Origin of the sequence: uncultured Ruminococcus sp., assembly GCA_902785355.1 — a bacterium.
GTDB lineage: Bacteria > Bacillota > Clostridia > Oscillospirales > Acutalibacteraceae > Ruminococcoides.
In genome coordinates this window covers 50,555-73,748 of the sequence record CACZYF010000016.1, presented here as the reverse complement: position 1 = coordinate 73,748, position 23,194 = coordinate 50,555, and the positions used below count along the sequence as shown (strand labels likewise).

Below are 23,194 nucleotides of genomic sequence, written 5' to 3'. Positions count from 1 at the left end.
GTAGAGTTTTGTTGTAAGCGAACTAACTGTAACACAGGTTCTTCCTATTTGCTATTCTTTTTTACTTCTACTGTAACGACTCTATTGTAAACCTACATACTGAGCCCAATATTTTGCGTAAAACGACTTGAAAAGCCGGATATCTTGTGTTATAATACTACGGATAATAGGATTATACTGCGTAATTTGCGCGTTGATCGTATGTAAGAGCGCATTGGAGGAATACTATTGGCTGAAAGTGTGAAGATGTCCGACGCTCAAATCGAATATCTCAATCTGATCGCGGAGGTCATGAGCATCCGCAAGAGGGGAGAAGAGCCGCTGGCGTATATCCGTACCTACGGCTGTCAGCAGAACGTCGCCGACAGCGAACGGATCAAGGGTATGCTGCATACGGCGGGCTACAGCTTCACCGAGGATCCCGAGCAAGCCGACTTCATCCTCTTCAACACCTGCGCCGTGCGCGAGCACGCCGAGGACAGGGTATTCGGCAACGTCGGCGCCTTGAAGAACCTCAAGCGCCGCCACCCGCAGATCCTGATCGCCCTGTGCGGCTGTATGATGGAGCAGGAGCATGTCGCGAAGCGTATCCGCGAGAGCTTCCCCTTCGTCGGTCTGGTATTCGGTACCCACTGTATGCATGAATTCCCCGAGCTGCTGTACAAGAGCCTCGTGGACGGCTCGCGTATCTTTATGCGCGGTAACGATGACAAGCTCGTGCATGAGGGCATCCCCGCCTACCGCGACGGACGCTTCAAGGGCTGGCTGCCGATCATGTACGGCTGCGATAACTTCTGCACCTACTGTATCGTGCCTTATGTCCGCGGCAGAGAACGCAGCCGCGATCCCGAGATCATCATCGCCGAGGCGAAGGAGATGATCGAAAAGGGCTATAAGGATATCACCCTGCTCGGTCAGAATGTCAACAGCTATGGCAAGGGACTCGAGCCCCGACCGACCTTCGCTCAGCTGATCGGCGAGATCGACAGGATCGAGGGCGACTACTGGCTGCGCTTCATGACCTCTCACCCGAAGGACTGCACCCGCGAGCTGATCGACACCATCGCCGACAGCAAGCACATTTCCCTGCACCTGCACCTGCCGTTCCAGTCGGGCTCGGACAGGGTATTGAAGGCGATGAACCGCCACTATGACCGAGAGAAGTACCTCGATATCGTGAACTATGCGAAGTCGCGTATCCCCGATGTGTCGCTGACCTCCGACGTCATCGTCGGCTTCCCCGGCGAGACCTACGAGGACTTTCAGGAGACCCTGTCCCTGATCCGTGAGGTAGGCTTCACCTCGCTGTTCACCTTCATCTTCTCGCCCCGTACCGGCACCCCCGCTGCGTCGATGGACGACCCTGTATCGGATGAAGAGAAGGGTCGCTGGTTTCGCGAGCTGCTCGCCGTGCAGGAGGAGATCGCCACCGAACGCTGCGCCTCCATGGTCGGCAGAGTCGAGCGCGTTCTGGTCGAGGAGAAGGCGAAGCGCGAGGGTCGCCTCTGCGGCAGGACCTCGGGCAACATCATTGTCGAGTTCGACGGCGACGAGAGCCTGATCGGCGACTTCCGCGACGTGAAGATCACCAAAGCCCGCAACTGGATACTGGCGGGAGAACTGATGAAATAATTCTAAAGGAGAAATATAAAATGGATGTAATCGCAATTGCAAGACAGCTGGGTCACGCGATCCAGGAACAGGAAGAATATAAGGCGATCCAGAACGCGAAGAACGCGGCGGATACCGACGAGAGCCTGCAGAACCTCATCACCGAGTTCAACATCAAGCGCGTCGCCATCAATGCCGAGGCGTGCAAGTCCGACCGCGATGAGGAGACCTTAAAGAAGCTCAACGAGGAGATGCGTTCAGCGTACTCCGACATCATGTCGAACGAGAACATGAAGGCGTATAACGACGCGAAGCAGGCATTCGACAAGGTGCTGCAGCGCGTGCTCGCGATCGTACAGCAGAGCGCTGACGGCGAGGATCCCGACACTACCGACTTCTCCGAGGACTGCACCCACGACTGCTCCACCTGCGGAGGCTGCCACTAAGCGGCATATTGTGCCGCTGTGAACGGTGAAGGGCGGACGCTGTCCGCGCCTGATTGATAAAAAAGAGGTGAAAAGCATGGCGGAGTTATCTCCGATGATGAAGCAATATTTCCAGATCAAGGAGGAGAACAAGGACAGCATCCTGTTCTTCCGTCTCGGCGACTTCTACGAGATGTTCTACGACGACGCCAAGCTCGCCTCCAAGGAGCTCGAGCTTACCCTCACCGGCCGCGACTGCGGGCAGGAGGAGCGCGCGCCGATGTGCGGCGTGCCGTTTCATTCTGCCGAGTCCTACATCGCCCGACTGGTCAGCAAGGGCTACAAGGTCGCCATCTGTGAGCAGACCGAGGATCCCAAAAGCGCAAAGGGGCTGGTGCGCCGCGATATCATCCGCGTCATCACCCCCGGCACCGTGATGGAGTCCTCCATGCTCGACGAGAGCGAGAACAACTATATCTGCTCGATGTACGCCGATAAATCCTACGTCGGTATCGTGTTCTGCGATATCTCGACGGGTCAGCTGTTCGTGTCGCAGTTCAAGAGCGACCACAGCTTCTCTCAGCTCAAGGATCAGCTGACCTCTTATAATCCGAAGGAGCTGTTGATCGCGGGTAAGCTCGCGCAGAACAAGGTGCTGCACCTCTTCATCCGTGAGAAGCTCTCGAACGCTTCCGTTACCCATCCCGACGACAGCCGCTGCGGACTGCTCGACTGCACCGCCGTGGTGGAGGATCACTTTGATAAAGAGAATACGGCGAAGATATCCGAGATGCGCGAGGTCATCATCGCGCTGGGTGTGCTGATGTCGTATCTGAAGGATACCCAGAAAACGGGTCTCGAGCGCATCGACAACATCGAGTTCTACGCCGAGGATCAGTTCATGCGGCTGGATTACAACACCCGACGCAACCTCGAGCTGACCAAGACCATGATCGGCAAGGAGAAGAAGCACTCCCTGCTCTGGGTGCTCGATAAGACCAAGACCGCTATGGGCAAGCGCCTGATGAAGTACTGGGTCGAGCATCCTCTCTTAAATATCACCACTATCCTGAAGCGCCAGAAGGCGGTAGAGGAGCTGACGGGGGACACCGTGAACCGTCTGGAGTTGACGGCGAACCTCTCGGGTATCTTCGATATCGAGCGCCTGATGACCAAGATCGTCTACGGCTCCGCCAACGCGCGGGAGCTGCGATCACTCTGTCAGGCACTGACCCATCTGCCGACGCTGAAAGCCACCTTAGAGCCGTTTAGGTCAAAGCTGCTCCACGCGCTCTATATCGATATCGACCCGCTTACGGATATCCGCGAGCTGATCGACAGCGCCATCGTGGAGGAGCCGCCGTTCTCGGTACGCGAGGGCGGACTCATCAAGGAGGGCTATTCACAGCCCCTTGATGAGATCAAGAGCGACATGACCGACTCGACCTCCCTGCTCGCGCGGATCGAAGCGGAGCAGAAGGAGCAGACCGGTATCCCGAAATTAAAGGTCGGCTACAACCGTGTATTCGGCTACTACATAGAGGTCACCAATTCGTATAAAAACCTCGTCCCCGAGACCTATATCCGTAAGCAGACGCTGACGAACTGTGAGCGATACATCACCCCGGAGCTCAAGGAGCTCGAGAGTCGGATCCTCGGCGCGAAGGATCGCTCGGTCGCGATCGAGTACGAGCTGTTCAACGCCGTGCGCGAGCAGGTCGCCCTGAACCTCGACCGTATCGAAAAGACCGCCAAGGCGATCGCAACGCTCGACGTGCTGGTCTCACTCGCGAACGTAGCGGCAGACAACCGCTATACCCGCCCCGAGATCTCGCAGAGCTCCGTGATCCGCCTCAAGGACAGCCGCCACCCCGTGGTGGAGGCGCTGCTCGATAACGCCATGTTCGTGCCGAACGACGTTCTGCTCGATAACATGGAGAACCGTATCGCAATCATCACCGGCCCCAACATGGCGGGTAAATCCACCTATATGCGCCAGGTGGCGCTGATCGTGCTGATGGCGCAGATGGGCTCGTTCGTGCCCGCGTCTTATGCCGAGATCGGATTAGTCGACGCGATCTTCACCCGCGTCGGCGCGTCCGACGACCTTGCCTCGGGTCAGTCGACCTTCATGGTAGAGATGAACGAGGTCGCCAATATCGTGTCTCACGCGACGTCGAAGAGCCTCCTGATCCTTGATGAAATCGGACGCGGCACCTCGACCTACGACGGCATGAGCATCGCCCGCGCGGTGCTGGAATATGTCGCCGATAAGAAGAAGCTCGGCGCCCGCGCACTGTTTGCGACCCATTACCACGAGCTGACCGTGATGGAGGAGCTCCTCGACGGGGTCAAGAACTATAACATCGCCGTCAAAAAGCGCGGCGACGATATCACCTTCCTGCGCCGTATCGTGCCGGGAGGCGCCGATGAAAGCTACGGCGTAGAGGTCGCGAAGCTCGCGGGTCTGCCCGACAGCATCATCGAAAGAGCGAAAGAGATATTAGCGGAGCTGAATCAAAACGCCCCGCGTGAATATACAGAACCGTCACAGCCGCAGGAGGACAGCATGCAGTTGAGCCTGATGCCTTCTTCAGACGGTATGATCGAGAAGAAGCTGCGCGCTGTCGACGTCAACACCCTCACCCCCATAGAGGCGATGAACATCCTCTATGAGCTGAAGGGAATGGTTGACTAGAGAACGGAGAACGGTTAAACGGAGAACGGTGAATAGTGAATGGTGAATGGTTGATGGAGGGCTCCGCCCTCACCTGATTTGTAAAATGATAAAGCCGTAACACTTGCGCCCCAATAAAGAGCTTCATACTTACGAAAAGCAGATGTTATACCAATCCAAAAGCCGTCAGGCTTTCCCAACACCATTCACCGTTCACCGAAACAGAAAGGAGGTACGCAAATGGGCAGGATCAATATACTGGACAAGCACGTCGCGGAGTTGATCGCGGCGGGCGAGGTCGTTGAGCGACCCTCATCGGTCATCAAGGAGCTGGTAGAGAACGCTATCGACGCCGGTGCGACTGCCGTGACCGTAGAGATCAAGAACGGCGGCGTTACCTTCATGCGCGTGTCCGATAACGGCAGCGGTATTCTGAAAGAGGATATCCGTCCCGCGTTCATCCGCCACGCGACCTCCAAGGTGCGCGAGGAGGACGACCTCGACGCGATCGCGACCCTCGGCTTTCGGGGCGAAGCGCTGGCGTCTATCGCCTCGGTGTCCCATCTGGAGCTGATCACCAAGGCGCGCGAGGAGGAGACCGGTACCCGCTGCCTGATCGAAGGCGGCGAGGAGAAGTCGCTCTCCGACGCGGGCTGTCCCGACGGCACCACCTTCATCATCCGCGACCTGTTCTATAACGTCCCCGCCCGCATGAAGTTCCTGAAAACCGATATGGCGGAGGGCAACGCGGTATCGAACGTCATCGATAAGATCGCCCTTTCTCACCCCGAGATCGCGATCACCTATATCAAGGATCAGAAGCCCGCTCTGCGCACCGCAGGCGACGGCAAGCTGCTCTCGGCGATCTACGCTGTCTACGGACGCGATTTCGCCCGCGGACTGATCCCCGTGGATTATACCCTCGGTGGTATTCACGTCACCGGCTTTATCAGCCATCCCGAGAACGCCCGCCCCAACCGCAATATGCAGAACTTCTTCATCAACAACCGCTTCGTGATCTGCAAGACCGCGATGGCGGCGATCAGCGAAGCCTGCAAGGGGAGCGTCATGGTGGGTAAGTTCCCCTCCTGTGTGCTCAACCTCGAGATGTCCTTCAACGCGGTCGACGTGAACGTCCATCCCACGAAGCTCGAGGTGCGCTTCGTCAACGAGCGCCCTGTATTCGACGCCGTTTATCACGCCGTCAAGACCGCCCTGCTCAGCGGTGAGAAGCGTGTGGAAGCTCATCTGCCGGTGAATAACTTAAAGCCCGTCAACAGGGTCAATCCCTTTGAGCTGGCGCAGAAGGTGTTCCGCGAGCGTGACGAAAAACCCGTGATCCCCGTATCAAAGCCCGTGCAGAAGCTCGATCTGAAGCGGGAGGAAAAGCGTGCCGACGAGCTATTCCGTATGCTCGACGATACGGCTCAGAAGCCGATCGCGATGAACGTACAGGCGGCGGATTCCGCGTCGCCCTTTGCGGATGGCTACCGTGAGCATATCGCGCAGAAGCGCATGGAGGCGGAGCAAGAAGAGCCCGAGCCGGTTCTCCCTCAGCCAGAACAAAAGCCTTCGGTTGAACCCGCCCCCGAAGCGATCGGGGAGCCGAAGCCGCTGATCGACATTGACAACAACTACTATAAATACATCGGAGAGGCGTTCAAGACCTACATCATCATCGAGAAGAACGATCATGAGCTGCTGCTGATCGATAAGCACGCCGCCCATGAACGCATCATTTATGAACGTCTGAAGAAGGAGAAGGGAAGCGGCTGCAGCCAGCTTTTGCTGACCCCGCTGACCGTCACCCTCAATAAACAGGATTATAACTCCGTGATCGCCGACCTCGACGTCTTTCGTGAGGCGGGCTTCGACATCGACGATTTCGGTAACGGCAGTATCATCGTGCGCTCTGCGCCGCAGTATCTGCCGCTTGAGGATATCGAGCCCTCCGTCATCGAGATGGCGGGATATCTCACTGAGAACAAGCGGGAGATCCGTTCCGAGAAGATGGACTGGATCTATGCGAACGTCAGCTGCCGCGCCGCGATCAAGGGCGGCAACCGCAGTACCGAGCAGGAGCTCATCGAGCTGGCGCGTCAGGTGGAGGACGAGGATATCCGCCATTGTCCCCACGGCAGACCCGTTTGCATCGTGCTGAAAAAGCGCGAGCTGGAGCGGATGTTCGGCAGGATCGAATGATGGAGAGGAACCCTGTTGTCGCCGTCGTCGGACCCACCGCCTCGGGTAAGACGGCGCTGTCCGTCGCTCTCGCAAAGTCGCTCGGCGGTGAGGTGATCTCCGCCGATTCCATGCAGATCTACCGTTCTATGGACGTCGCTACCGCGAAGCCGACCGCCGAAGAGATGCAGGGCGTTACACACCACCTGATCGACTTCTTGGAGCCGGGAGAGAGCTTCTCCGTCGCACGTTACTGCGAGCTGGCAAAGGCGGCGATCGCCGATATCCGCGGCAGGGGGAGACTGCCGATCCTCTGCGGCGGAACGGGGCTGTATGTGGACTCCCTTCTGAACAATATGCGGTTCGAGGAGCAGGAGTATGATCCCGCCCTGCGTGCCGCGATCACCGCGGAGCTCGAGCAGAAGGGGATCGACGTGATGCTCGACGAGCTGCGTTCCTTCGACCCCGAATCCGCCGACCGACTCGCCGAGGGGCGCAACCCCAAGCGGATCATCCGCTGTTTTGAGGTCTACCGCTCCACCGGAATGACCCAGACCGAGCTTAACAGCAGACAGCTCAGCGCGGAGAGCCCCTATCGCGCGATACGCCTCGGGCTGACTGCCGCTGACAGAGAGTTCCTCTACGAGCGGATCAACCGCCGCGTCGACCTTATGCTCGAGAACGGGCTGCTCGATGAGGCAAGAGCGTTCTATCGGGGCGGATACGGCGAGACTGCTGCCGCCGCCATCGGCTACAAGGAGCTGCTGCCGTATCTTCACGGTGAAGCCGACCTTGAAAGCTGCATCGAGAGCCTCAAGCGCGCCACCCGCCGCTACGCGAAACGCCAACTGACGTGGTTCAGGCGTGATGAGAGCACCCGATGGTTTGAGATCGATAACATGAGCTTCGACGAGATAAAGGCCGAAGCGATCACATACATCAAAGAGTCGCTGTGACTGAGTCACCGACTCGATAAAGGAAGTATCACATGAGTAAACCGACTTCTAAACGAGCACAGTTAACCAAGAGAATACTGATCGGTGTGGGCTTGGCGCTGGTGCTGGTGTATATCGTATTCGTGTTCATCACCACCAACTTCCTCGGCAACAATAATATCGCGACCGAGACCGTCTACCGAACCAAGGCGTTCGAAACCATCGACTCCAAGGCGCTGATCGCCCGCAACGAGGAGTACCTCAGCTATTCTTCGAACGGCGTGCTGGTCTACGACGTGGACGACGGCGGCAAGGTGACCGCCAACGGCACGATCGCCACCGCTTACGCGAGCCAGGAGGATGTCGCCGTGATCCAGCAGATCGAACAGCTCGACGAGCGCATCGCCTTCCTCGAGTCCATCAACCAGGTCAACAACTCCCCGAGCGTAGGTCTCGACACCGTGAACGCCCAGATCAACGAGCGTATGATCGATCTGATCAAGGGCGTCAACACACGCGACTTCGGTAATTTGACCAATACGGAGCAGAGCCTTTTGACCTCGATGCTGCGCAAGCAGATCGTCACCGGAAAGCAGGGAGATTTTACGGAGAAGATCAACGCGCTCAAAGCGGAGCGCGACGCGCTCAAGTCCTCGACCGGCGCCTCGATCGGCACCGTCAAGTCGCCCGACGCGGGCTACTTCGTCTCTAAGGTCGACGGTTATGAAAAGACCTTCGACGTCAGCAAACTCGATGAGATCACCGCCGAGGACGTCGAGAACGCACAGCCCGCCGAGATCGACGAGTCCGCCTATATCGGCAAGATCATCAAGGATGTCAACTGGTATGTCCTGTGTCCGATCACCTCCGATCAGGCGGCTAATCTGACCCATGCGTCATCGTCCGTTAAGGTGCGCCTGCCCTCGGTGCTCGACGAGCCTATCCCCGCCAAGGTGCTGTATGTCAATAATTACAGCAACAACGAGAAGGCGATCGCCGTGCTGCAGTGCAACTACATGAGCGACGCGCTGTCGTACCTCAGACATGATAACGTTGAGATCATCGTCAACGAGTACGAGGGCTTGAAGATCCCGAAATCCGCTCTGCATGACGATTACGTCACCTATACCGTCACCGACGACAAGGGTAATGACACAGAGCAGCGTGAGAAGGTACAGGGCGTTTATATCGAGTACGGCACGGAGCTGGTATTTAAGCAGGTAGCGATCGCGTATTCGGGCGACGATTATATCATCGTTAATGAAGAGCCGCCCGCCGGTACGCTCTTAAACGGCAGTACCGTGTCGCTTTACGATAAAGTCGTAATAGAAGGAGGAGATCTGTTCGATGGCAAGATCATTAGCTGACGTAGAATATAACTATCATCATATCTGTGAGGAGATCGCCCGCGCGGCTGAGTCCGTCGGCAAGACCGCCGACGACATCACCTTCCTCGCGGCGACCAAGACGGTCGACGCCCCCACCATCAACCACGCGATCTTGCTGGGGCTACGCTATATCGGCGAGAACCGCGTACAGGAGCTGCTGTCCAAGTACGGCGAGTATGACCTCGAGCACGCGTCCTTGCAGTTCATCGGTCACCTGCAGACCAACAAGGTGCGCCAGATCGTCGGCAAGGTCGACCTGATCCAGTCGGTCGATTCCGTGAAGCTCGCTCAGGAGATCTCGCGGTGCTCGATCAAGCGGAACACCGAGACCGGTATCCTGCTTGAAGTCAACATCGGCAGGGAGGAGAACAAGTCCGGCGTACTCCCCGAACAGCTCGAGGAGCTCCTGTATCAGATCAGGGATATCCCCGCGATCAAGGTGCGCGGACTGATGGCGATCCCCCCGATTTGTGAAAATGCACAAGAAAATCGCAAATTTTTTGATAAAATGCGTAATATCTTTCTTGACATTGACAGCAAAAATATAGATAATATATCTATGGATATTCTGTCCATGGGAATGTCCGACGATTACGCCGAGGCGATCCGCTGCGGCGCGACCATGGTGAGAGTCGGTTCGGCTCTCTTCGGCGCGCGGTACTATCCCGCGTGACCGGTCGATTTCAGTGATTATCAGTTACAATATATCTCAAAAAACGGAGGAAACCAAAATGGCAGGATTTGTAGATAAGTTCAAGCGCATGTGGGATGCGCCTGACGATGAGTATGAGTATAATGAATACGAGGATTATGAGGAGGAAGAGGCGGAGGAGGAAGCTCCCTCCCGCCGTTCGTCGTCATCTTCCCGCTACGACGACTTCGACGACTACGGCTCGTCCCGCGAGTCGTCACGCCGCGGCAACAGCAGCAAGGTCGTGAATATCAGCGCTACCGCGAAGCTCGCCGTAGCCCTGTTCAAGCCCGAGCGCTTCGGCGAGGAGACCCGCACCATCGCGGATGAGCTCTTAAAGACCCATACCGTCGTCCTCAACCTCGAGAACACCAACAAGGATATGGCGCGCCGCATTATCGACTTTCTCTCCGGCGTCGCTTACGCTAACCGCGGTAAGATCAAGAAGATCGCTACCTCGACCTTCATCATTATCCCGAACAACGTTGACCTCACCGGCGACGACCTGCTCGACGAGCTTGAGCACAGCGGCGTTTACTTTTAATCAGCTTGGCTCAGTTGAACAGCGCTGAGGATAAGCTGCTTTTATCCCGCGCTTATGACGCAATCGAGCTGAGCGAGCGGCGGAGCTGTCCGCGCTTTGTAGGCTTTCTCAACGAGCATGAGAGCCTGTACCTGCGCGAGCATCTGCCTAAGCGCGCCGATATCCGCTTCTTCGGCGGGTATGAGGGCGCTGTCCGCGTGATGCTGGGCGCTTCGGCGGGGGAGGAGGACTTCCCCATAGTCCCGCTTCAGTTTACCTACAGAGCAGAGGATGACCTTCGTCACCGCGACTTCCTGGGCTCGCTGATGGCGCTGGGCATCAACCGCGATACCCTCGGCGATATCCTGACCTCCCCGGGGCGTACGGTGATCTTCGTCCGCGAGGATATCGCTCCCTTCATCCTGTCCCAGGTCACGGCGATCGGCAGGGTAGGGGTCAGGACCGGCTACGCGGATCCGTCCGATCTGCCCGAGCCGGACGACGTGGAGGAGAGGGTCTTTACCCTCAGCTCCCTGCGGCTGGACGCCTTCACGGCGGCTGCCGCGAACCTGTCGCGCGACAAAGCCGCGCGGCTGATACGGTCGGAGATGGTGATGGTGAACCATGTCACAGAGATCGCCGTCGCCGCTCCCCTCAAGGAGGGCGCGACGATCACCATAAGGAAATACGGTAAATATGTTTTGTCAGCGATTCTCGGCAATTCCCGAAAGGGAAAGCTGCGTGTGTCTGTCAAACACTTTAGATAGGATAGGAGTGCTACATATGTTAACAATTGACGAGATCAGAGAAATCAGCTTCCGCCGTGCGGGAAAGAACGGCTACAATGCTGCCGACGTCGACGACTTCATCGACGAGGTCACTGCGACCGTCGAGCAGCTGATCGCCGAGAAAAACGACTGCGTCCGCAAGATGGATATCTTAGCCGGCAAGATCGAGCAGTACCGCGAGGATGAGGAGACCGTCCGCAACGCCCTGCTCACCTCTCAGAAGCTGGCTGACACCACCATGAAGGAGGCGCAGAACAAGGCGGATTACATCATCCGCTCCGCCGAGAAGCGTTCCCGTGCAATCCTCACCGAGGCTGAGATGGCGACCGAGCGTGAGAAGGATAAGTTCGAGGCGCTCCATTCCGAGACCGCGAAGCTCAGAGGTGAGATCATCGCCCTGTACAAGAAGCACCTCGCCATGGTCGAGGAGTTTCCCACCGAAGCAGAGGTCAAGGAGAAGCGCGAGGAGCTCGATCAGAAGTATCCCTTCGAGCCGATCGAAGAGATGATCAAGACTGACGAGCCTGCTGCCGACGACGAGGACATCAAGATCGCAAAGCCCGCTAAGAGCGAGGCTCCCGCCGAGAACGGCCGCCCGGAACTCAAGCGTGAAAGACACGACAAGTTCGACAAGCTGCAGTTCGGCGACAACTACGACGTATAATATTTGATAACCTTCAACACTGAGCTCTGATTATTATGTAATCGGAGTTCAGTGCTGATTCATTTCTTTTATTTGGAGTGTATGAAAATGTCTCAGGATTATAACAAGACCTTGAACCTGCCCCGTACCGATTTCCCGATGCGCGGCGGTCTGCCGCAGTCCGAGCCCAAGACGCTCGAGCGCTGGGAGCAGGAGAAGGTTTATGACAAGCTGATCGAAAAGAACGAGGGTAAGCCGAAGTATGTGCTGCACGACGGCCCTCCCTACGCCAACGGCGATATCCACCTCGGACACGCGCTGAACAAGATCCTCAAGGATTTTATCGTCCGCTATAAGAACATGGCGGGCTTCCAGTCTCCGTTCGTCCCCGGCTGGGATACCCACGGTCTGCCGACCGAGCTGAAGGCGCGCGCCAAGGCGGGTATCGGCTCCTCTGCTGATATTTCTGTATTGGAATTAAGAAAGCTCTGTGAGGAGTTTGTCACCGGCTATATCAACGACCAGCGCACCCAGTTCAAGCGTCTGGGTATCATCGGCGAGTGGGATAACCCCTACATCACCTTGAAGCATGAGTTCGAAGCCGAGCAGATCAAGGTGTTCGCCGAGATGGCTGACAAGGGCTATATCTACAAGGGCCTCAAGCCCGTTTACTGGTGCCCCGAGTGTAAGACCGCTCTGGCTGAGGCGGAGATCGAGTATGCCGAGGATCCCTGCCATTCGATCTATGTCAAATTCCGTGTGACCGATGACCTCGGTAAGTTCTCCGCGATGGGCATTGACCCGTCTAAGGTCTTCTTCGTTATCTGGACCACCACCACCTGGACCCTTCCCGCGAACCTCGCGATCTGCGTAGGCCCGCGTTACGAGTATTCGATCATCAAGTGCGGCGACGAGTACTACGTCATGGCGACCGATCTGTATGAGAACGCTATGGCGGAGGCGGAACTCAGCGATTATGAGGTCGTCGGCACCATCCAAGGCTCGGAGCTCGAATTCATGAAGACGCAGCATCCGTTCCTCGACCGCGAGTCGCTGTTGATCGTCGGCGAGCATGTCACCCTCGAGAGCGGTACCGGCTGCGTTCATACCGCGCCCGGTCACGGCGTAGACGACTATAATGTCTGTCAGAATTACGATATTCCCACCGTCTGTCCCGTCAACTCCGACGGCGTGCTCACCGAAGAGGCGGGTATGTTCGCGGGGCTGACTACCGACGAGGCGAATAAAAAGATCGCCATCCATCTGGATGAGACCGGCGCGCTCTTCGCGCTCAAGAAGATCATCCACCAGTATCCGCACTGCTGGCGCTGCAAGACCCCGATCCTGTTCCGCGCCACCGACCAGTGGTTCTGCTCCGTAGAGGACTTCAAGGATCAGGCTGTCGACGCGATCAACACCGTAGAGTGGATCCCCGCATGGGGCAAGGATCGTATCACCGCGATGGTTCGCGACCGCAAGGACTGGTGTATCTCCCGTCAGCGCAAGTGGGGCGTTCCGATTCCGATCTTCTACTGCAAGGACTGCGGCGAGCCCTATGTCAATAAGGAAGCCATGCTGGCTGTCGCCGACCTCTTTGGTAAGGAAGGCTCCAACGCGTGGTTCGAGAAGGACGCGTCCGAGATCCTCCCCGAGGGTACGAAGTGCCCGTCCTGCGGCTGTACGCAGTTTGAGAAGGAAAAGGATATCATGGACGTATGGTTCGATTCCGGCTCCTCCTGGCGTTCGGTTTGTAAGCGCCGTCCGTATCTGGGCGCTCCCGTCGACCTCTATCTCGAGGGCAACGACCAGTACCGCGGATGGTTCCAGAGCTCGCTTCTGACCTCTGTCGCGACCGAGGGCGTCGCGCCTTACCGTACCGTACTGACCCACGGCATGATCCTCGATATGGAACGCCGCAAGATGTCTAAGTCCGCGGGCAACGGTATCAGCCCGCAGGAGGTCATCAAGCAGTACGGCGCCGACGTGCTCCGTCTGTGGGTCGCTTCGTCCGACTACCAGTCCGATATCAGTATCTCCCGCGATATCCTCAAGCAGATGTCTGAAGCATACCGCAAGATCCGCAACACCGCCCGTTACATCCTCGGCAACCTCAGCGACTTCGATCCCGACAAGGATATGGTCGAGACCGCCGAGCTGCTGCCGATCGACAAGTGGGCGATCGTGAAGCTCAACGAGCTGATCGCGAAGTGTCTGAACGCTTACGATCACTTTGAGTTCCACCAGGTCTATCATTCGATCCACAAGTTCTGCGTCGTCGATATGTCCAACTTCTATCTCGACGTTCTCAAGGACAGATTATATACCGAGAAGGCTGATTCCAAGCAGCGCCGCGCCGCTCAGACCGCGATGTACCTGATCCTCGATTCTCTCACCCGTATGCTGACTCCTATCCTGGCGTACACGGCTGACGAGATCTGGCGTTATCTGCCGCATCGCGCCTCCGACGACAAGGAGAACGTGCTCTATAATGAGATGCCGAAGACCGCCCGGATCGAGGTCGGCGACGACTTCATCTCGACATGGGATCGCATCCATGACCTGCGCGACACCGTGAAGAAGTCTCTCGAGGTCGTCATCAAGGATAAGGTCGTCAAGTCCTCCCTCGAGACCTGCGTCACCCTCAAGGCGAGCGGCGAGGAGTACCGCTTCATCGAGTCCGTCCTCCCCGAGCTGAAGGCAGTCTTTATCGTCTCCGACGTCAAGCTCGTCAAGGCTGAGTCCGGTGAGCTCTCCGTCGAGGTCACCAAGGCTGAGGGCGAGAAGTGCGACCGCTGCTGGGCATACTCCACCACCGTCGGCTCGTGTGCCGAGCATCCCACCCTCTGCGCCCGCTGCGCCGCGATCCTGAAATAATCAGCGGATTCCTACGGGGATAGATCCCCTCGGAATGACAGTGGTATTGTAACCATTTATGCGGTGTACCGCTCGGTACACCGCATTCTTATAGGAAGTGAAAACATGATCATTCTCTATATCGCGATCATCGTGATCGTTCCGGTGCTCGCCGAGATCATCCGCTCGTTCATCCTAAGCGGCGTCAAGCCTGTCGGTACGGTGACGGTGATCCCCGGGCTCTTCAACCTGACCTATTCCGAGAACCGCGGCGTCGCCTTCGGCTTGTTCCAGGACGGCACCGTGTTCTTCGCAATCACCACCTCGATCGTGATCGTCGCCTTCCTTATTCTTCTGATAAAGAATTATAAGAAAAGCAAGCTGTTCTCCGTTGCCGCCGCGCTGATCATCGGCGGGGGACTGGGCAACCTGTTTGAGCGCGTGTTCTTCGGCTATGTGACCGACTACCTCAGCCTGAGCTTCTTCTCGCCGATCTGCAACTTCGCCGACTACTGCATCACCGCCGGCACGGTCTGTCTGGTCGTCTACCTGCTGTTCTTCTCCGATTTTCTGAAGAACGATAAGAAAAAGACCGATGAACAGGCTTGATTTCACAGTCGGTGAGAATGACGGCGGTATCCGCCTCGATAAATACCTCTGTGATCAGCTCGACGGACTCAGCCGTTCAGCGCTGACCAAGCTGATCGAGGAGGGTAAGGTCACCGTAGGGGAGAGGGCAGTCAAGAAGAATTACAAGACCGCCGTCGGCGACAGCATCGCGGTGCTGATCGACGACCCTCAGCCGGTGGATATCACCCCCGAGGATATCCCGCTCGATATCGTCTATGAGGACGCGCACCTGCTGGTCGTGAATAAGCCGAAGGGCATGGTCGTCCATCCCGCTCCCGGCAACTACAGCGGCACGCTGGTCAACGCTTTGATGTATCACTGCGGCGATGACCTCAGCGGTATCAACGGCGAGCTGCGCCCCGGTATCGTCCACCGTATCGACAAGAACACCAGCGGACTTCTGGCGGTAGCGAAGTCCGATATCGCCCATGCGGGGCTGAGCGAACAGATTAAGGCGCACAGCTTCACCCGCGAATACCTCGCGATCTGCTACGGCAATCTCAGGGAGGATGAGCGCACCGTTGACGCGCCGATCGGTCGGCACAAGATCGACCGCAAGAGGATGTGCGTCACACAGCTTAACAGTAAGCCCGCCGTGACCCATATCCGTGTGATCGAGCGCTACAGCGGCTTTACCTATGTGCGCTGTATCCTCGAGACCGGCAGGACCCACCAGATCCGCGTCCATATGGCGCATATCGGTCATCCCCTCGCGGGCGACGACGTCTACGGCCCCGCGAAGGTGATCAGGGAGCTGGGCGGTCAGTGCCTGCACGCGTACAAGCTCGGCTTCATACATCCCGTGACGGGAGAGTACATGGAGTTTACAGCCGATCCGCCCGAGAGCTTTGTAAGCTTCCGTCAAAAGCTGAGAGATAAAATGAAATGATAGATCAAAAATGATATGAGATGATATGGGATGCAAGAGCCGCCGATCGGCGTTTATCCTTATCATTGCCTTTTTCTTTGTCTTTACTATTTTCTTTTTCTTTCTCTTTCTCTTAGTGCTTTTTGTCACAACTGACCACAATTGTGCTTTTGTGTGATGAAACAGTCATTGCGAGGAATGACCGCAGGTCATGACGCGGCAATCTCAACCGAATTAATAGGGCATATCATCTTGGATGTTATCAACGAAGCTTATTCATCCTCGCTGCTGTTCCGCTTTTTGGCTTCGCGCTCCTTTGCCGCCTTGCTCCTGTTCTCACAGGTCTCGGCATAGCGCTCAAAATTGCGGTCTACCTCGCCCTTGAGGATGATGAAGGCGAGCGCACAGGTCTGATCGTCGTCAAATTCGGTTTCAATGCCCTCTTCTCCGTAGAGCAGCAGTGCCTTGTACAGACGTCCCGCCTGCGCGTCGCTCAGGTGGGCGATCATCGCGCTGTGGTGAAAGTAAGTAAAGAATCCCATCGGCTTTTTCATAAACCATCAACTCCTTCACTACTGCGTGCTCAGGATAAAAAGTTTCATACTTTTATACAACTTTTCGTAAAATTTTAAAAAATACTTGCATTTAACTTGCTTTTGTGGTAATATATTTAGGCATTTGGATACCGTCCTTCCCGGGACGGGGTTCAGATCTGGGCGAAAGCCCAAATTTGAAGCGGATAGTCCTCTGCACGGTACATGGGTACCGGGGTACGAATATCTGAAAAATAACAGGAGGAAACTATGGACGCATTAAAGAAAATCGCAGAAGGCTCCGTAAAGGAGAACGCCCCCGAGTTCCACATCGGTGACACCGTAAAGGTCTCCGTTAACATTCGCGAGGGTGAGAGAGAGAGAATTCAGATGTTCGAGGGTACCGTGATCGCTCGCCGCGGTTCCGGCGTAGCCGAGACCTTCACCGTTCGCCGCCTTTCCTACGGCGTTGGTGTCGAGAGAGTTTTCCCGCTCCACAGCCCGAACGTTGTCGACGTCAAGGTTGTCCGCCGCGGTAAGGTTCGCCGCAGCAAGCTCTACTATCTGCGTGACAGAGTCGGTAAGGCTGCTAAGGTCAAGGAAGAGATTCGTAAATAATTTTTGAATTATTACGCAGGGGGCTTTACAGCCCCCTTTTTCCGTGTTATTCTAAATTAGAAAAATATTTATCGAGGGGCTTTACAGCCCCCGCTTTTCATGGTAGAATAACGGTAATCAACAATGAGTAATTATGTGCTTTCGATCGTGAAGGCACGTTTATGGAGATGAGTGCTTTGGACTCTCAGGATATGAAGAAAAATCAATTGCCCGACGACGTTGAAAAAGATACCCTCGCGGATGAAGGCGTCAGCGCCGACGGCAAAGCTCCCGACGCGGTGCGTCCCAAAGAATATAGCGGCGCCATCAGCTTCCATGATCTTATACATGAAGCGAGTGAGATGGATCGTGACAACGCTGACGATGAGCCGGTCGTTCACATTAACCGCAGCGTCGTGACAGCTACTGTCTATGACTGGATCGGCAGCCTGTTCACCGCTCTGGTGCTGGTGCTGCTGATTATGACCTTCGGCTTCAGGATCATTGACGTTGACGGGCGCAGCATGGAGCCGACCCTGATCGATACCGATAAGGTCGCCATCACCAACCTGTTCTATACGCCTCATCAGGGCGATATCGTCATCATCAGCCACGCCGAGGAGTACCAGAAGCCGCTGGTCAAGCGCGTTATCGCGACAGCCGGCCAGCAGCTAAAGCTCGATTATGAGAACAACGCCGTCTATGTTGACGGCAAGAAGCTCGACGAGCCTTATATCCAGGGCACGACGATCCCGGGCGATATTCCCGAGCAGGAGCTCGACACCGTTGTCCCCGAAGGCAAGGTTTTCGTCATGGGTGACAACCGCAGTATTTCTCTCGACAGCCGCTACCGCCAGATCGGCTATATCGACGAGGATTCGATTATCGGCAAGGCGCAGCTGGACGTTATCCCGCATAAGTATGAGGGTAACTCGCTGAAGTTCGATATCAGCGGCATCCGTTACGTTTACAAATAATCGACAGCCTGCTTCTCAGGGAGCAGGCTTTCTTTCAATTCAAAGGAACAGCGTATGAAACCTACCAAGAAGCCGAATCAGAAGAATAACCGCAGACAGCAGGGCGGGCGCTCCGGCGCGCGGATGAACGCGAAGGCGGCAAAGCCCGCCGCGCAGAAGCCCGCAAAGCCCGTAAAGGCGAAGAAGCCGAAGTCTGCTCCCATATCGAGCGAGCATACCCAGATCATCCAGTGGTACCCCGGTCACATGACCAAGACCAAGCGACGCATTGAAAAGGACTTAAAGCTCGTGGACGCGGTCGCGGAGATCATTGACGCGCGTATTCCGGTGTCGTCCCGCAATCCCGATATCGCCCGATTGACCGCGGGCAAGCCGCGCGTCGTACTGCTGAATAAATGCGACATGGCTGACCGCAGAGCGACCGACCGCTGGGTCACGGTGCTGAGCAGTGAGAACGTCCGCGCCATCCCCGTCGACTGTAAGAGCGGCAGAGGCGTGGATAAGTTCGTCCCCGTCCTCACCGAGCTATTACAGCCCAGGATCGAAGCCTACAAGGCGAAGGGCATGGTGAATCCGTCCTTGCGCGTGATGATCGTCGGCATCCCGAACGTCGGCAAATCCACCTTTATCAACCGCGTCGCGAAGCGTACCAAGGCGGTCTCCGCCGACCGGCCGGGCGTGACGCGCGGCAACCAGTGGTTCACGGTCGGCAAGGGCTTTGAGATGCTCGATACCCCCGGTGTGCTGTGGCCGCGCTTTGACGACCAGACTGTGGGCGAGCACCTCGCCTTCACCGGTGCGATCAAGAGCGACGTCATGGATACCGAGCTGCTGGCGATCCGCCTGATCGACCTGCTTAAGACGCTCGACGTACCCGAATTCAGCGAGCGTTATCAGTTGAGCGCCGAGGAGCTGGAGATGCCGAGCTTCGAGCTGCTCGGCGTGATCGCAAAGCACCGAGGCATGCTGATCGCGGGCGGAGAGCCGGATACCGAACGCGTCGCCTACACCCTGCTCGACGAGTTCCGCGCCGCAAAGCTCGGTAGGATCACGCTGGAAATGCCGTGAACAGTTAGGAATTAGGAGTGAATGGCGGGCGTTGCCCGCACCCGATTGATATTACGTTTGATATAAAAGCAATGTGCAAACCCTTATATAGAGTCGCAGACGTATGAAAAGCAGCTGTTATATCAATCCAAAACGCGAAGCGTTTCCCACAATTCCTCATTCCTCATTCCTCATTAAAATCGGAGGTATCTATGGACTGGTTATATTATGAGAACGAAGCCCGAGAGAGGGGCTTTCAGCATATCTGCGGCGTAGATGAAGCGGGTCGCGGTCCGCTTGCGGGTCCCGTATGCGCCGCCGCTGTCATTCTGCCCGAGGGGTGTATCATCGAGGGCGTCAATGACTCCAAGAAGCTGACCGAGAAGAAGCGCGAGGCGCTTTTTGACGTCATTATCGAGACCGCGATCTCGTGCTCTGTCGCCTTCGGTACGGTGGAGGAGATCGAGCGCGACAATATCCTCGCGGCTACGATGAATACCATGAAGCGCGCGGTCGAAGGGCTGTCCGTCAAGGCGGACTACGCCATGATCGACGGCAACCGTTTGCCGCCTCTTTCTATTCCCGCCGAATATATCGTAAAGGGCGACGCGAAGTCGATGTCCGTCGCCGCGGCGTCTATCCTCGCGAAGGTCAGCAGGGACCGCCTGATGCTCGAATACGCCAAGGAATACCCGCAGTACTGCTTCGAGAAGCACAAGGGCTACGGTACAAAGCTGCACGTTGAGAGGATCCTCGAATACGGCGCGAGCCCCATCCACCGCCCGAGCTTCCTCAAGAAGATATACGCGAAAAGTAAGTAGGCTCCGTTGTTAAGAATCATGAAACCATTATCAAATCAGGAATTTGGCGCCTTGGGTGAACGGTTCGCCGCGGGCTACTTACGGAAGATCGGATATAAAATTCTTGAAAAGAATTATAAAACCGACTTGGGAGAGATCGATCTGATCGCGGAGGATAGGGGAGAGCTGGTGTTTGTTGAGGTCAAGACCCGTACCCCGGATCCGTATCTCAGCGGCTCATATGCCGTTGACCGAAAGAAGCAGTACCATATCATGCGCTCCGCCGTGACGTATATGCAGCGTTGTCCCGGCTTGCAGCCGCGCTTCGATATCATTGAGCTCGAGCTCGACCGCAGCAGCGGCAGACTCACCGATATCAACCACATCAAAAATGCCTTTTGGCAGAATGAGGACTACGCCCGGTTTTAAATATATATGCTCGGAGAACGGAGAACGGAGAACGGAGAACAGAGAACGGAGAACAGAGAACGGTGTTGGGAAAGCCTGACGGCTTTTGGATTGGTATAACGACTGCTTTTCATACGTTTGCGACTCTATGCAGGGTCGCAGACGTTGTTTCTTTATCAAACGGATATAAATCGGGTGCGGGCGCAGCCCGCCCTTCACCGTTAACCGTTCTCCGTTCTCTGTTCACCATTCCTCTATTCACCGTCCATCTTGCAGAATCGCTGTTTTAGCTGAAAATCCGGCTGAAACAGCGGCTTTTTTGTTCCTTTACCTATTGCTTAAACGCGCGTTTTATGTTATGATACTAAAGATAAAATGGGTTAGGAGGGTCTATATGTACTATAACTCTACTCAGGATAAGAGTAAATCCGTCGCGTCTGCTCAGGCGATCGCCCAGGGCATCTCTCAGGACGGCGGTTTATTTGTGCCCGAGAGCTTCCCGCAGCTCACAGCCGACGAGCTGAAGGGAATGCTCAAAATGTCCTATCGGGACAGGGCGAAGCTGATTATCTCTAAATATCTCACCGACTTTACACAGGAGGAGATCGCCGACTGCGTAGACAGCGCTTATACCGTTGAGAAGTTCGGCTCCGCGAATCCCGCGCCTCTCGCTCCGGTGAGCTACAACGGCGCCGAGCTGAACCTTCTGGAGCTGTGGCATGGTCCGACCTGCGCCTTCAAGGATATGGCATTACAGATTCTGCCGCATTTCCTCACGAAGTCGCTGAAGAAGGTCGGCGGCGGTAAGGACGCGGTCATCCTCGTAGCGACCTCCGGCGATACCGGCAAGGCGGCTCTCGAGGGTTTCAGGGACGTCGAGCATACCAAGATCATCGTGTTCTATCCCGTGGACGGCGTGTCCGCGATGCAGAAGCACCAGATGAACACCCAGCAGGGCGACAACGTCTATGTCTGCGCCATCCGCGGCAACTTCGACGACGCGCAGACCGCGGTCAAGAGGATCTTTACCGATCCCGCGACGGCGCAGATACTCGATGAGCACAACATGATGTTCTCGTCGGCAAACTCCATCAACTGGGGCCGTCTGCTGCCGCAGATTGTCTACTATATCTCCGCTTACTGCGACATGGTAAACATGGGTAAGACAGCCCTCGGCGAGAAGATCAATATCACCGTACCGACCGGCAACTTCGGCAATATCCTCGCCGCTTACTACGCGTATGAGATGGGCTTGCCCGTCAACCGCTTCATCTGCGCGTCCAACTCCAACAACGTGCTCACCGACTTCATCCGCACCGGTGTTTACAATAAGAACCGCGACTTCTACACCACCGTATCGCCCTCGATGGATATTCTCGTATCCTCGAACCTCGAGCGCCTGCTCTATACCCTCTCGGGCAACAACGACGCCGAGACCAAGGGCTATATGGACGCTTTAAAGAGCGAGGGTCGGTACGAGGTCAGCGACAGTATCAAGACGAAGATCCAAGCGCTGTTTTGGGGTGGTTACGCCGACGAGAATTCGACCCGCGCGACCATCCACGACCTCTTCGAGCAGCAGAACTACCTCTGCGATACGCATACGGCGGTCGCTGTGTCCGTCTGTGACGCCTATATCCGCGAGACCGGCGACAACACCCCGGTGGTGATCGCCTCTACCGCGAGCCCCTACAAGTTCTCCAAGGCTGTCCTCGGCGCGCTCAACAGGGGCGAGATGCCCGAGAGCGAGTTCGACATGGTTGATCGGCTGCATGAGATCACCGGCGCTGAGGTACCCGCTCCGCTGGCGTCCCTCAAGGGCAAGACCGCCCGCTTCGGCGACGTGACCGACAAGGAGGATATGCAGGGCGTGGTGCTCCGCGCGCTGGGTATTGAAGCATGAGCCTGTTCGCGATAGCGGATCTGCACCTCTCGCTCGGTACCGACAAGCCGATGGATGTGTTCCGCGGCTGGTCGGATTACGTCGAGCGGCTGAAAACGAACTGGGAGCACCTCGTTACCGACAACGATACCGTCGTTATCGCGGGAGATATCTCGTGGGCGATGAAGCTGGAGGAATGTTACGAGGATTTCTCGTTCATCCACTCTCTGCCGGGTAAAAAGCTACTTTTAAAGGGCAACCATGATTACTGGTGGCAGACAAAGAAGAAGATCGACGAGTACCTCTTCAAAAACGGCTTTGACTCCATGCAGGTGCTGTTCAACAATTCGTATGAGATCGAGGGACGTACCGTCTGCGGCACGCGCGGCTGGTATTATGACAAAGAGGGCGAGCACGATATGAAGGTCATCAACCGTGAGATCGGCCGCCTAAAGATGTCCTATGACGCCGCGAAGAAGCTCAGCGATACCACCCCGATCGCCTTTCTGCATTACCCGCCCGTTTACGGCGAGGTCGAGTGCGAGGAGATCATGCAGGCGCTGCTTGATTTAGGCATCAGGGAGTGCTGGTACGGTCATCTGCACGGCGAGCGAACCCATCAGAACGCCGTCACCGGCATGTACCGGGGGATCAATTTCCACCTGATCGCGTGCGATTTTACGCGATTTACCCCTATTTTAGTGCGATAAGCGCCAAACTTTTTACAAATTATACAT

Annotated in this window: 21 protein-coding genes; 20 read left to right on the top strand and 1 reads right to left on the bottom strand. The window is 56.3% G+C overall.

What is annotated here, in order from left to right; all coding sequences use genetic code 11:
- Positions 1-228 precede the first annotated feature (228 nt).
- From miaB to R2I50_RS05430, 13 genes are all read left to right on the top strand, one after another.
- Entirely contained in the window at positions 229-1,632 is a 1,404-nt protein-coding gene (miaB, locus tag R2I50_RS05490; protein WP_316608155.1) for a tRNA (N6-isopentenyl adenosine(37)-C2)-methylthiotransferase MiaB, read from the top strand.
- A gap of 20 nt (positions 1,633-1,652) precedes the next feature.
- On the top strand, positions 1,653-2,057 hold the full coding sequence (locus R2I50_RS05485; RefSeq protein ID WP_316608154.1) for a YlbF family regulator: 405 nt from the start codon (positions 1,653-1,655) through the stop codon (positions 2,055-2,057).
- Positions 2,058-2,133: 76 nt separating this feature from the next.
- Positions 2,134-4,734 (top strand): DNA mismatch repair protein MutS, encoded by a 2,601-nt coding sequence (gene mutS, locus R2I50_RS05480; RefSeq protein WP_316608153.1) that lies wholly within the window; start codon positions 2,134-2,136, stop codon positions 4,732-4,734.
- A 219-nt stretch (positions 4,735-4,953) separates the two neighbouring features.
- Positions 4,954-6,915: a DNA mismatch repair endonuclease MutL gene (gene mutL / locus R2I50_RS05475; RefSeq protein ID WP_316608152.1), complete on the top strand. Its 1,962-nt coding sequence runs from the start codon at positions 4,954-4,956 to the stop codon at positions 6,913-6,915.
- A complete protein-coding gene (gene miaA, locus R2I50_RS05470; protein ID WP_316608151.1) occupies positions 6,912-7,850 on the top strand; it encodes a tRNA (adenosine(37)-N6)-dimethylallyltransferase MiaA in 939 nt (312 codons plus the stop codon). Before mutL ends, miaA begins: the two co-directional genes overlap by 4 nt.
- A gap of 32 nt (positions 7,851-7,882) precedes the next feature.
- Positions 7,883-9,196 carry an HlyD family efflux transporter periplasmic adaptor subunit gene (locus tag R2I50_RS05465; RefSeq protein ID WP_316608150.1) on the top strand — a complete coding sequence of 438 codons (1,314 nt, stop codon included), beginning with the start codon at positions 7,883-7,885 and terminating at the stop codon, positions 9,194-9,196.
- A complete protein-coding gene (locus tag R2I50_RS05460; protein ID WP_316608149.1) occupies positions 9,177-9,890 on the top strand; it encodes a YggS family pyridoxal phosphate-dependent enzyme in 714 nt (237 codons plus the stop codon). The genes R2I50_RS05465 and R2I50_RS05460 overlap by 20 nt, the downstream gene beginning before the upstream one ends.
- A gap of 58 nt (positions 9,891-9,948) precedes the next feature.
- Complete coding sequence (locus R2I50_RS05455) at positions 9,949-10,452, top strand: cell division protein SepF (protein WP_316608148.1); 504 nt, start codon at positions 9,949-9,951, stop codon at positions 10,450-10,452.
- Positions 10,453-10,457: 5 nt separating this feature from the next.
- Positions 10,458-11,198: a YlmH/Sll1252 family protein gene (locus R2I50_RS05450; RefSeq protein ID WP_316608147.1), complete on the top strand. Its 741-nt coding sequence runs from the start codon at positions 10,458-10,460 to the stop codon at positions 11,196-11,198.
- A gap of 16 nt (positions 11,199-11,214) precedes the next feature.
- The gene (locus tag R2I50_RS05445; protein WP_316608146.1) at positions 11,215-11,883 is read left to right on the top strand and encodes a DivIVA domain-containing protein; all 669 of its coding nucleotides are present in this window, start codon (positions 11,215-11,217) and stop codon (positions 11,881-11,883) included.
- 87 nt (positions 11,884-11,970) lie between these two features.
- Positions 11,971-14,736 (top strand): isoleucine--tRNA ligase, encoded by a 2,766-nt coding sequence (gene ileS / locus R2I50_RS05440; RefSeq protein WP_316608145.1) that lies wholly within the window; start codon positions 11,971-11,973, stop codon positions 14,734-14,736.
- 105 nt (positions 14,737-14,841) lie between these two features.
- Positions 14,842-15,324, top strand: coding sequence for a signal peptidase II (gene lspA, locus R2I50_RS05435; RefSeq protein ID WP_316608144.1), 483 nt, complete (start codon positions 14,842-14,844; stop codon positions 15,322-15,324).
- The gene (locus R2I50_RS05430; RefSeq protein ID WP_316608143.1) at positions 15,311-16,234 is read left to right on the top strand and encodes an RluA family pseudouridine synthase; all 924 of its coding nucleotides are present in this window, start codon (positions 15,311-15,313) and stop codon (positions 16,232-16,234) included. Before lspA ends, R2I50_RS05430 begins: the two co-directional genes overlap by 14 nt.
- Before the next feature lie 251 nt (positions 16,235-16,485).
- On the opposite strand, the gene R2I50_RS05425 is transcribed toward R2I50_RS05430, so the two are convergent.
- On the bottom strand, positions 16,486-16,767 hold the full coding sequence (locus R2I50_RS05425; protein ID WP_316608142.1) for a DUF6291 domain-containing protein: 282 nt from the start codon (positions 16,765-16,767) through the stop codon (positions 16,486-16,488).
- Positions 16,768-17,016: 249 nt separating this feature from the next.
- On the opposite strand from R2I50_RS05425, the gene rplS reads away from it, so the two are divergent.
- The 7 genes from rplS (at position 17,017) to R2I50_RS05390 (ending at position 23,167) form a co-directional block, all read left to right on the top strand.
- Positions 17,017-17,364: a 50S ribosomal protein L19 gene (gene rplS / locus R2I50_RS05420; RefSeq protein WP_316608141.1), complete on the top strand. Its 348-nt coding sequence runs from the start codon at positions 17,017-17,019 to the stop codon at positions 17,362-17,364.
- A gap of 161 nt (positions 17,365-17,525) precedes the next feature.
- Positions 17,526-18,320 carry a signal peptidase I gene (gene lepB / locus R2I50_RS05415; RefSeq protein WP_316608140.1) on the top strand — a complete coding sequence of 265 codons (795 nt, stop codon included), beginning with the start codon at positions 17,526-17,528 and terminating at the stop codon, positions 18,318-18,320.
- 54 nt (positions 18,321-18,374) lie between these two features.
- Positions 18,375-19,388 (top strand): ribosome biogenesis GTPase YlqF, encoded by a 1,014-nt coding sequence (gene ylqF, locus R2I50_RS05410; RefSeq protein WP_316608139.1) that lies wholly within the window; start codon positions 18,375-18,377, stop codon positions 19,386-19,388.
- Positions 19,389-19,579: 191 nt separating this feature from the next.
- Positions 19,580-20,188, top strand: a complete 609-nt coding sequence (locus R2I50_RS05405; protein ID WP_316608138.1) for a ribonuclease HII — start codon at positions 19,580-19,582, stop codon at positions 20,186-20,188.
- 18 nt (positions 20,189-20,206) lie between these two features.
- Positions 20,207-20,596 carry a YraN family protein gene (locus tag R2I50_RS05400; protein ID WP_316608137.1) on the top strand — a complete coding sequence of 130 codons (390 nt, stop codon included), beginning with the start codon at positions 20,207-20,209 and terminating at the stop codon, positions 20,594-20,596.
- A 373-nt stretch (positions 20,597-20,969) separates the two neighbouring features.
- Positions 20,970-22,478 carry a threonine synthase gene (thrC, locus tag R2I50_RS05395; protein ID WP_316608136.1) on the top strand — a complete coding sequence of 503 codons (1,509 nt, stop codon included), beginning with the start codon at positions 20,970-20,972 and terminating at the stop codon, positions 22,476-22,478.
- Complete coding sequence (locus R2I50_RS05390; RefSeq protein ID WP_316608135.1) at positions 22,475-23,167, top strand: metallophosphoesterase; 693 nt, start codon at positions 22,475-22,477, stop codon at positions 23,165-23,167. The genes thrC and R2I50_RS05390 overlap by 4 nt, the downstream gene beginning before the upstream one ends.
- The last annotated feature ends 27 nt before the right edge of the window (positions 23,168-23,194 follow it).

Bases quoted from the DNA above. Each gene is read 5' to 3' on its own strand.
- R2I50_RS05485 (WP_316608154.1), top strand. From the start codon at position 1,653: ATGGATGTAATCGCAATTGCAAGACAGCTGGGTCACGCGATCCAGGAA.
- mutS (WP_316608153.1), top strand. From the start codon at position 2,134: ATGGCGGAGTTATCTCCGATGATGAAGCAATATTTCCAGATCAAGGAG.
- mutL (WP_316608152.1), top strand. From the start codon at position 4,954: ATGGGCAGGATCAATATACTGGACAAGCACGTCGCGGAGTTGATCGCG.
- miaA (WP_316608151.1), top strand. From the start codon at position 6,912: ATGATGGAGAGGAACCCTGTTGTCGCCGTCGTCGGACCCACCGCCTCG.
- R2I50_RS05465 (WP_316608150.1), top strand. From the start codon at position 7,883: ATGAGTAAACCGACTTCTAAACGAGCACAGTTAACCAAGAGAATACTG.
- R2I50_RS05460 (WP_316608149.1), top strand. From the start codon at position 9,177: ATGGCAAGATCATTAGCTGACGTAGAATATAACTATCATCATATCTGT.
- R2I50_RS05455 (WP_316608148.1), top strand. From the start codon at position 9,949: ATGGCAGGATTTGTAGATAAGTTCAAGCGCATGTGGGATGCGCCTGAC.
- R2I50_RS05445 (WP_316608146.1), top strand. From the start codon at position 11,215: ATGTTAACAATTGACGAGATCAGAGAAATCAGCTTCCGCCGTGCGGGA.
- ileS (WP_316608145.1), top strand. From the start codon at position 11,971: ATGTCTCAGGATTATAACAAGACCTTGAACCTGCCCCGTACCGATTTC.
- lspA (WP_316608144.1), top strand. From the start codon at position 14,842: ATGATCATTCTCTATATCGCGATCATCGTGATCGTTCCGGTGCTCGCC.
- R2I50_RS05430 (WP_316608143.1), top strand. From the start codon at position 15,311: ATGAACAGGCTTGATTTCACAGTCGGTGAGAATGACGGCGGTATCCGC.
- R2I50_RS05425 (WP_316608142.1), bottom strand. From the start codon at position 16,767: ATGAAAAAGCCGATGGGATTCTTTACTTACTTTCACCACAGCGCGATG.
- rplS (WP_316608141.1), top strand. From the start codon at position 17,017: ATGGACGCATTAAAGAAAATCGCAGAAGGCTCCGTAAAGGAGAACGCC.
- lepB (WP_316608140.1), top strand. From the start codon at position 17,526: ATGGAGATGAGTGCTTTGGACTCTCAGGATATGAAGAAAAATCAATTG.
- ylqF (WP_316608139.1), top strand. From the start codon at position 18,375: ATGAAACCTACCAAGAAGCCGAATCAGAAGAATAACCGCAGACAGCAG.
- R2I50_RS05405 (WP_316608138.1), top strand. From the start codon at position 19,580: ATGGACTGGTTATATTATGAGAACGAAGCCCGAGAGAGGGGCTTTCAG.
- R2I50_RS05400 (WP_316608137.1), top strand. From the start codon at position 20,207: ATGAAACCATTATCAAATCAGGAATTTGGCGCCTTGGGTGAACGGTTC.
- thrC (WP_316608136.1), top strand. From the start codon at position 20,970: ATGTACTATAACTCTACTCAGGATAAGAGTAAATCCGTCGCGTCTGCT.
- R2I50_RS05390 (WP_316608135.1), top strand. From the start codon at position 22,475: ATGAGCCTGTTCGCGATAGCGGATCTGCACCTCTCGCTCGGTACCGAC.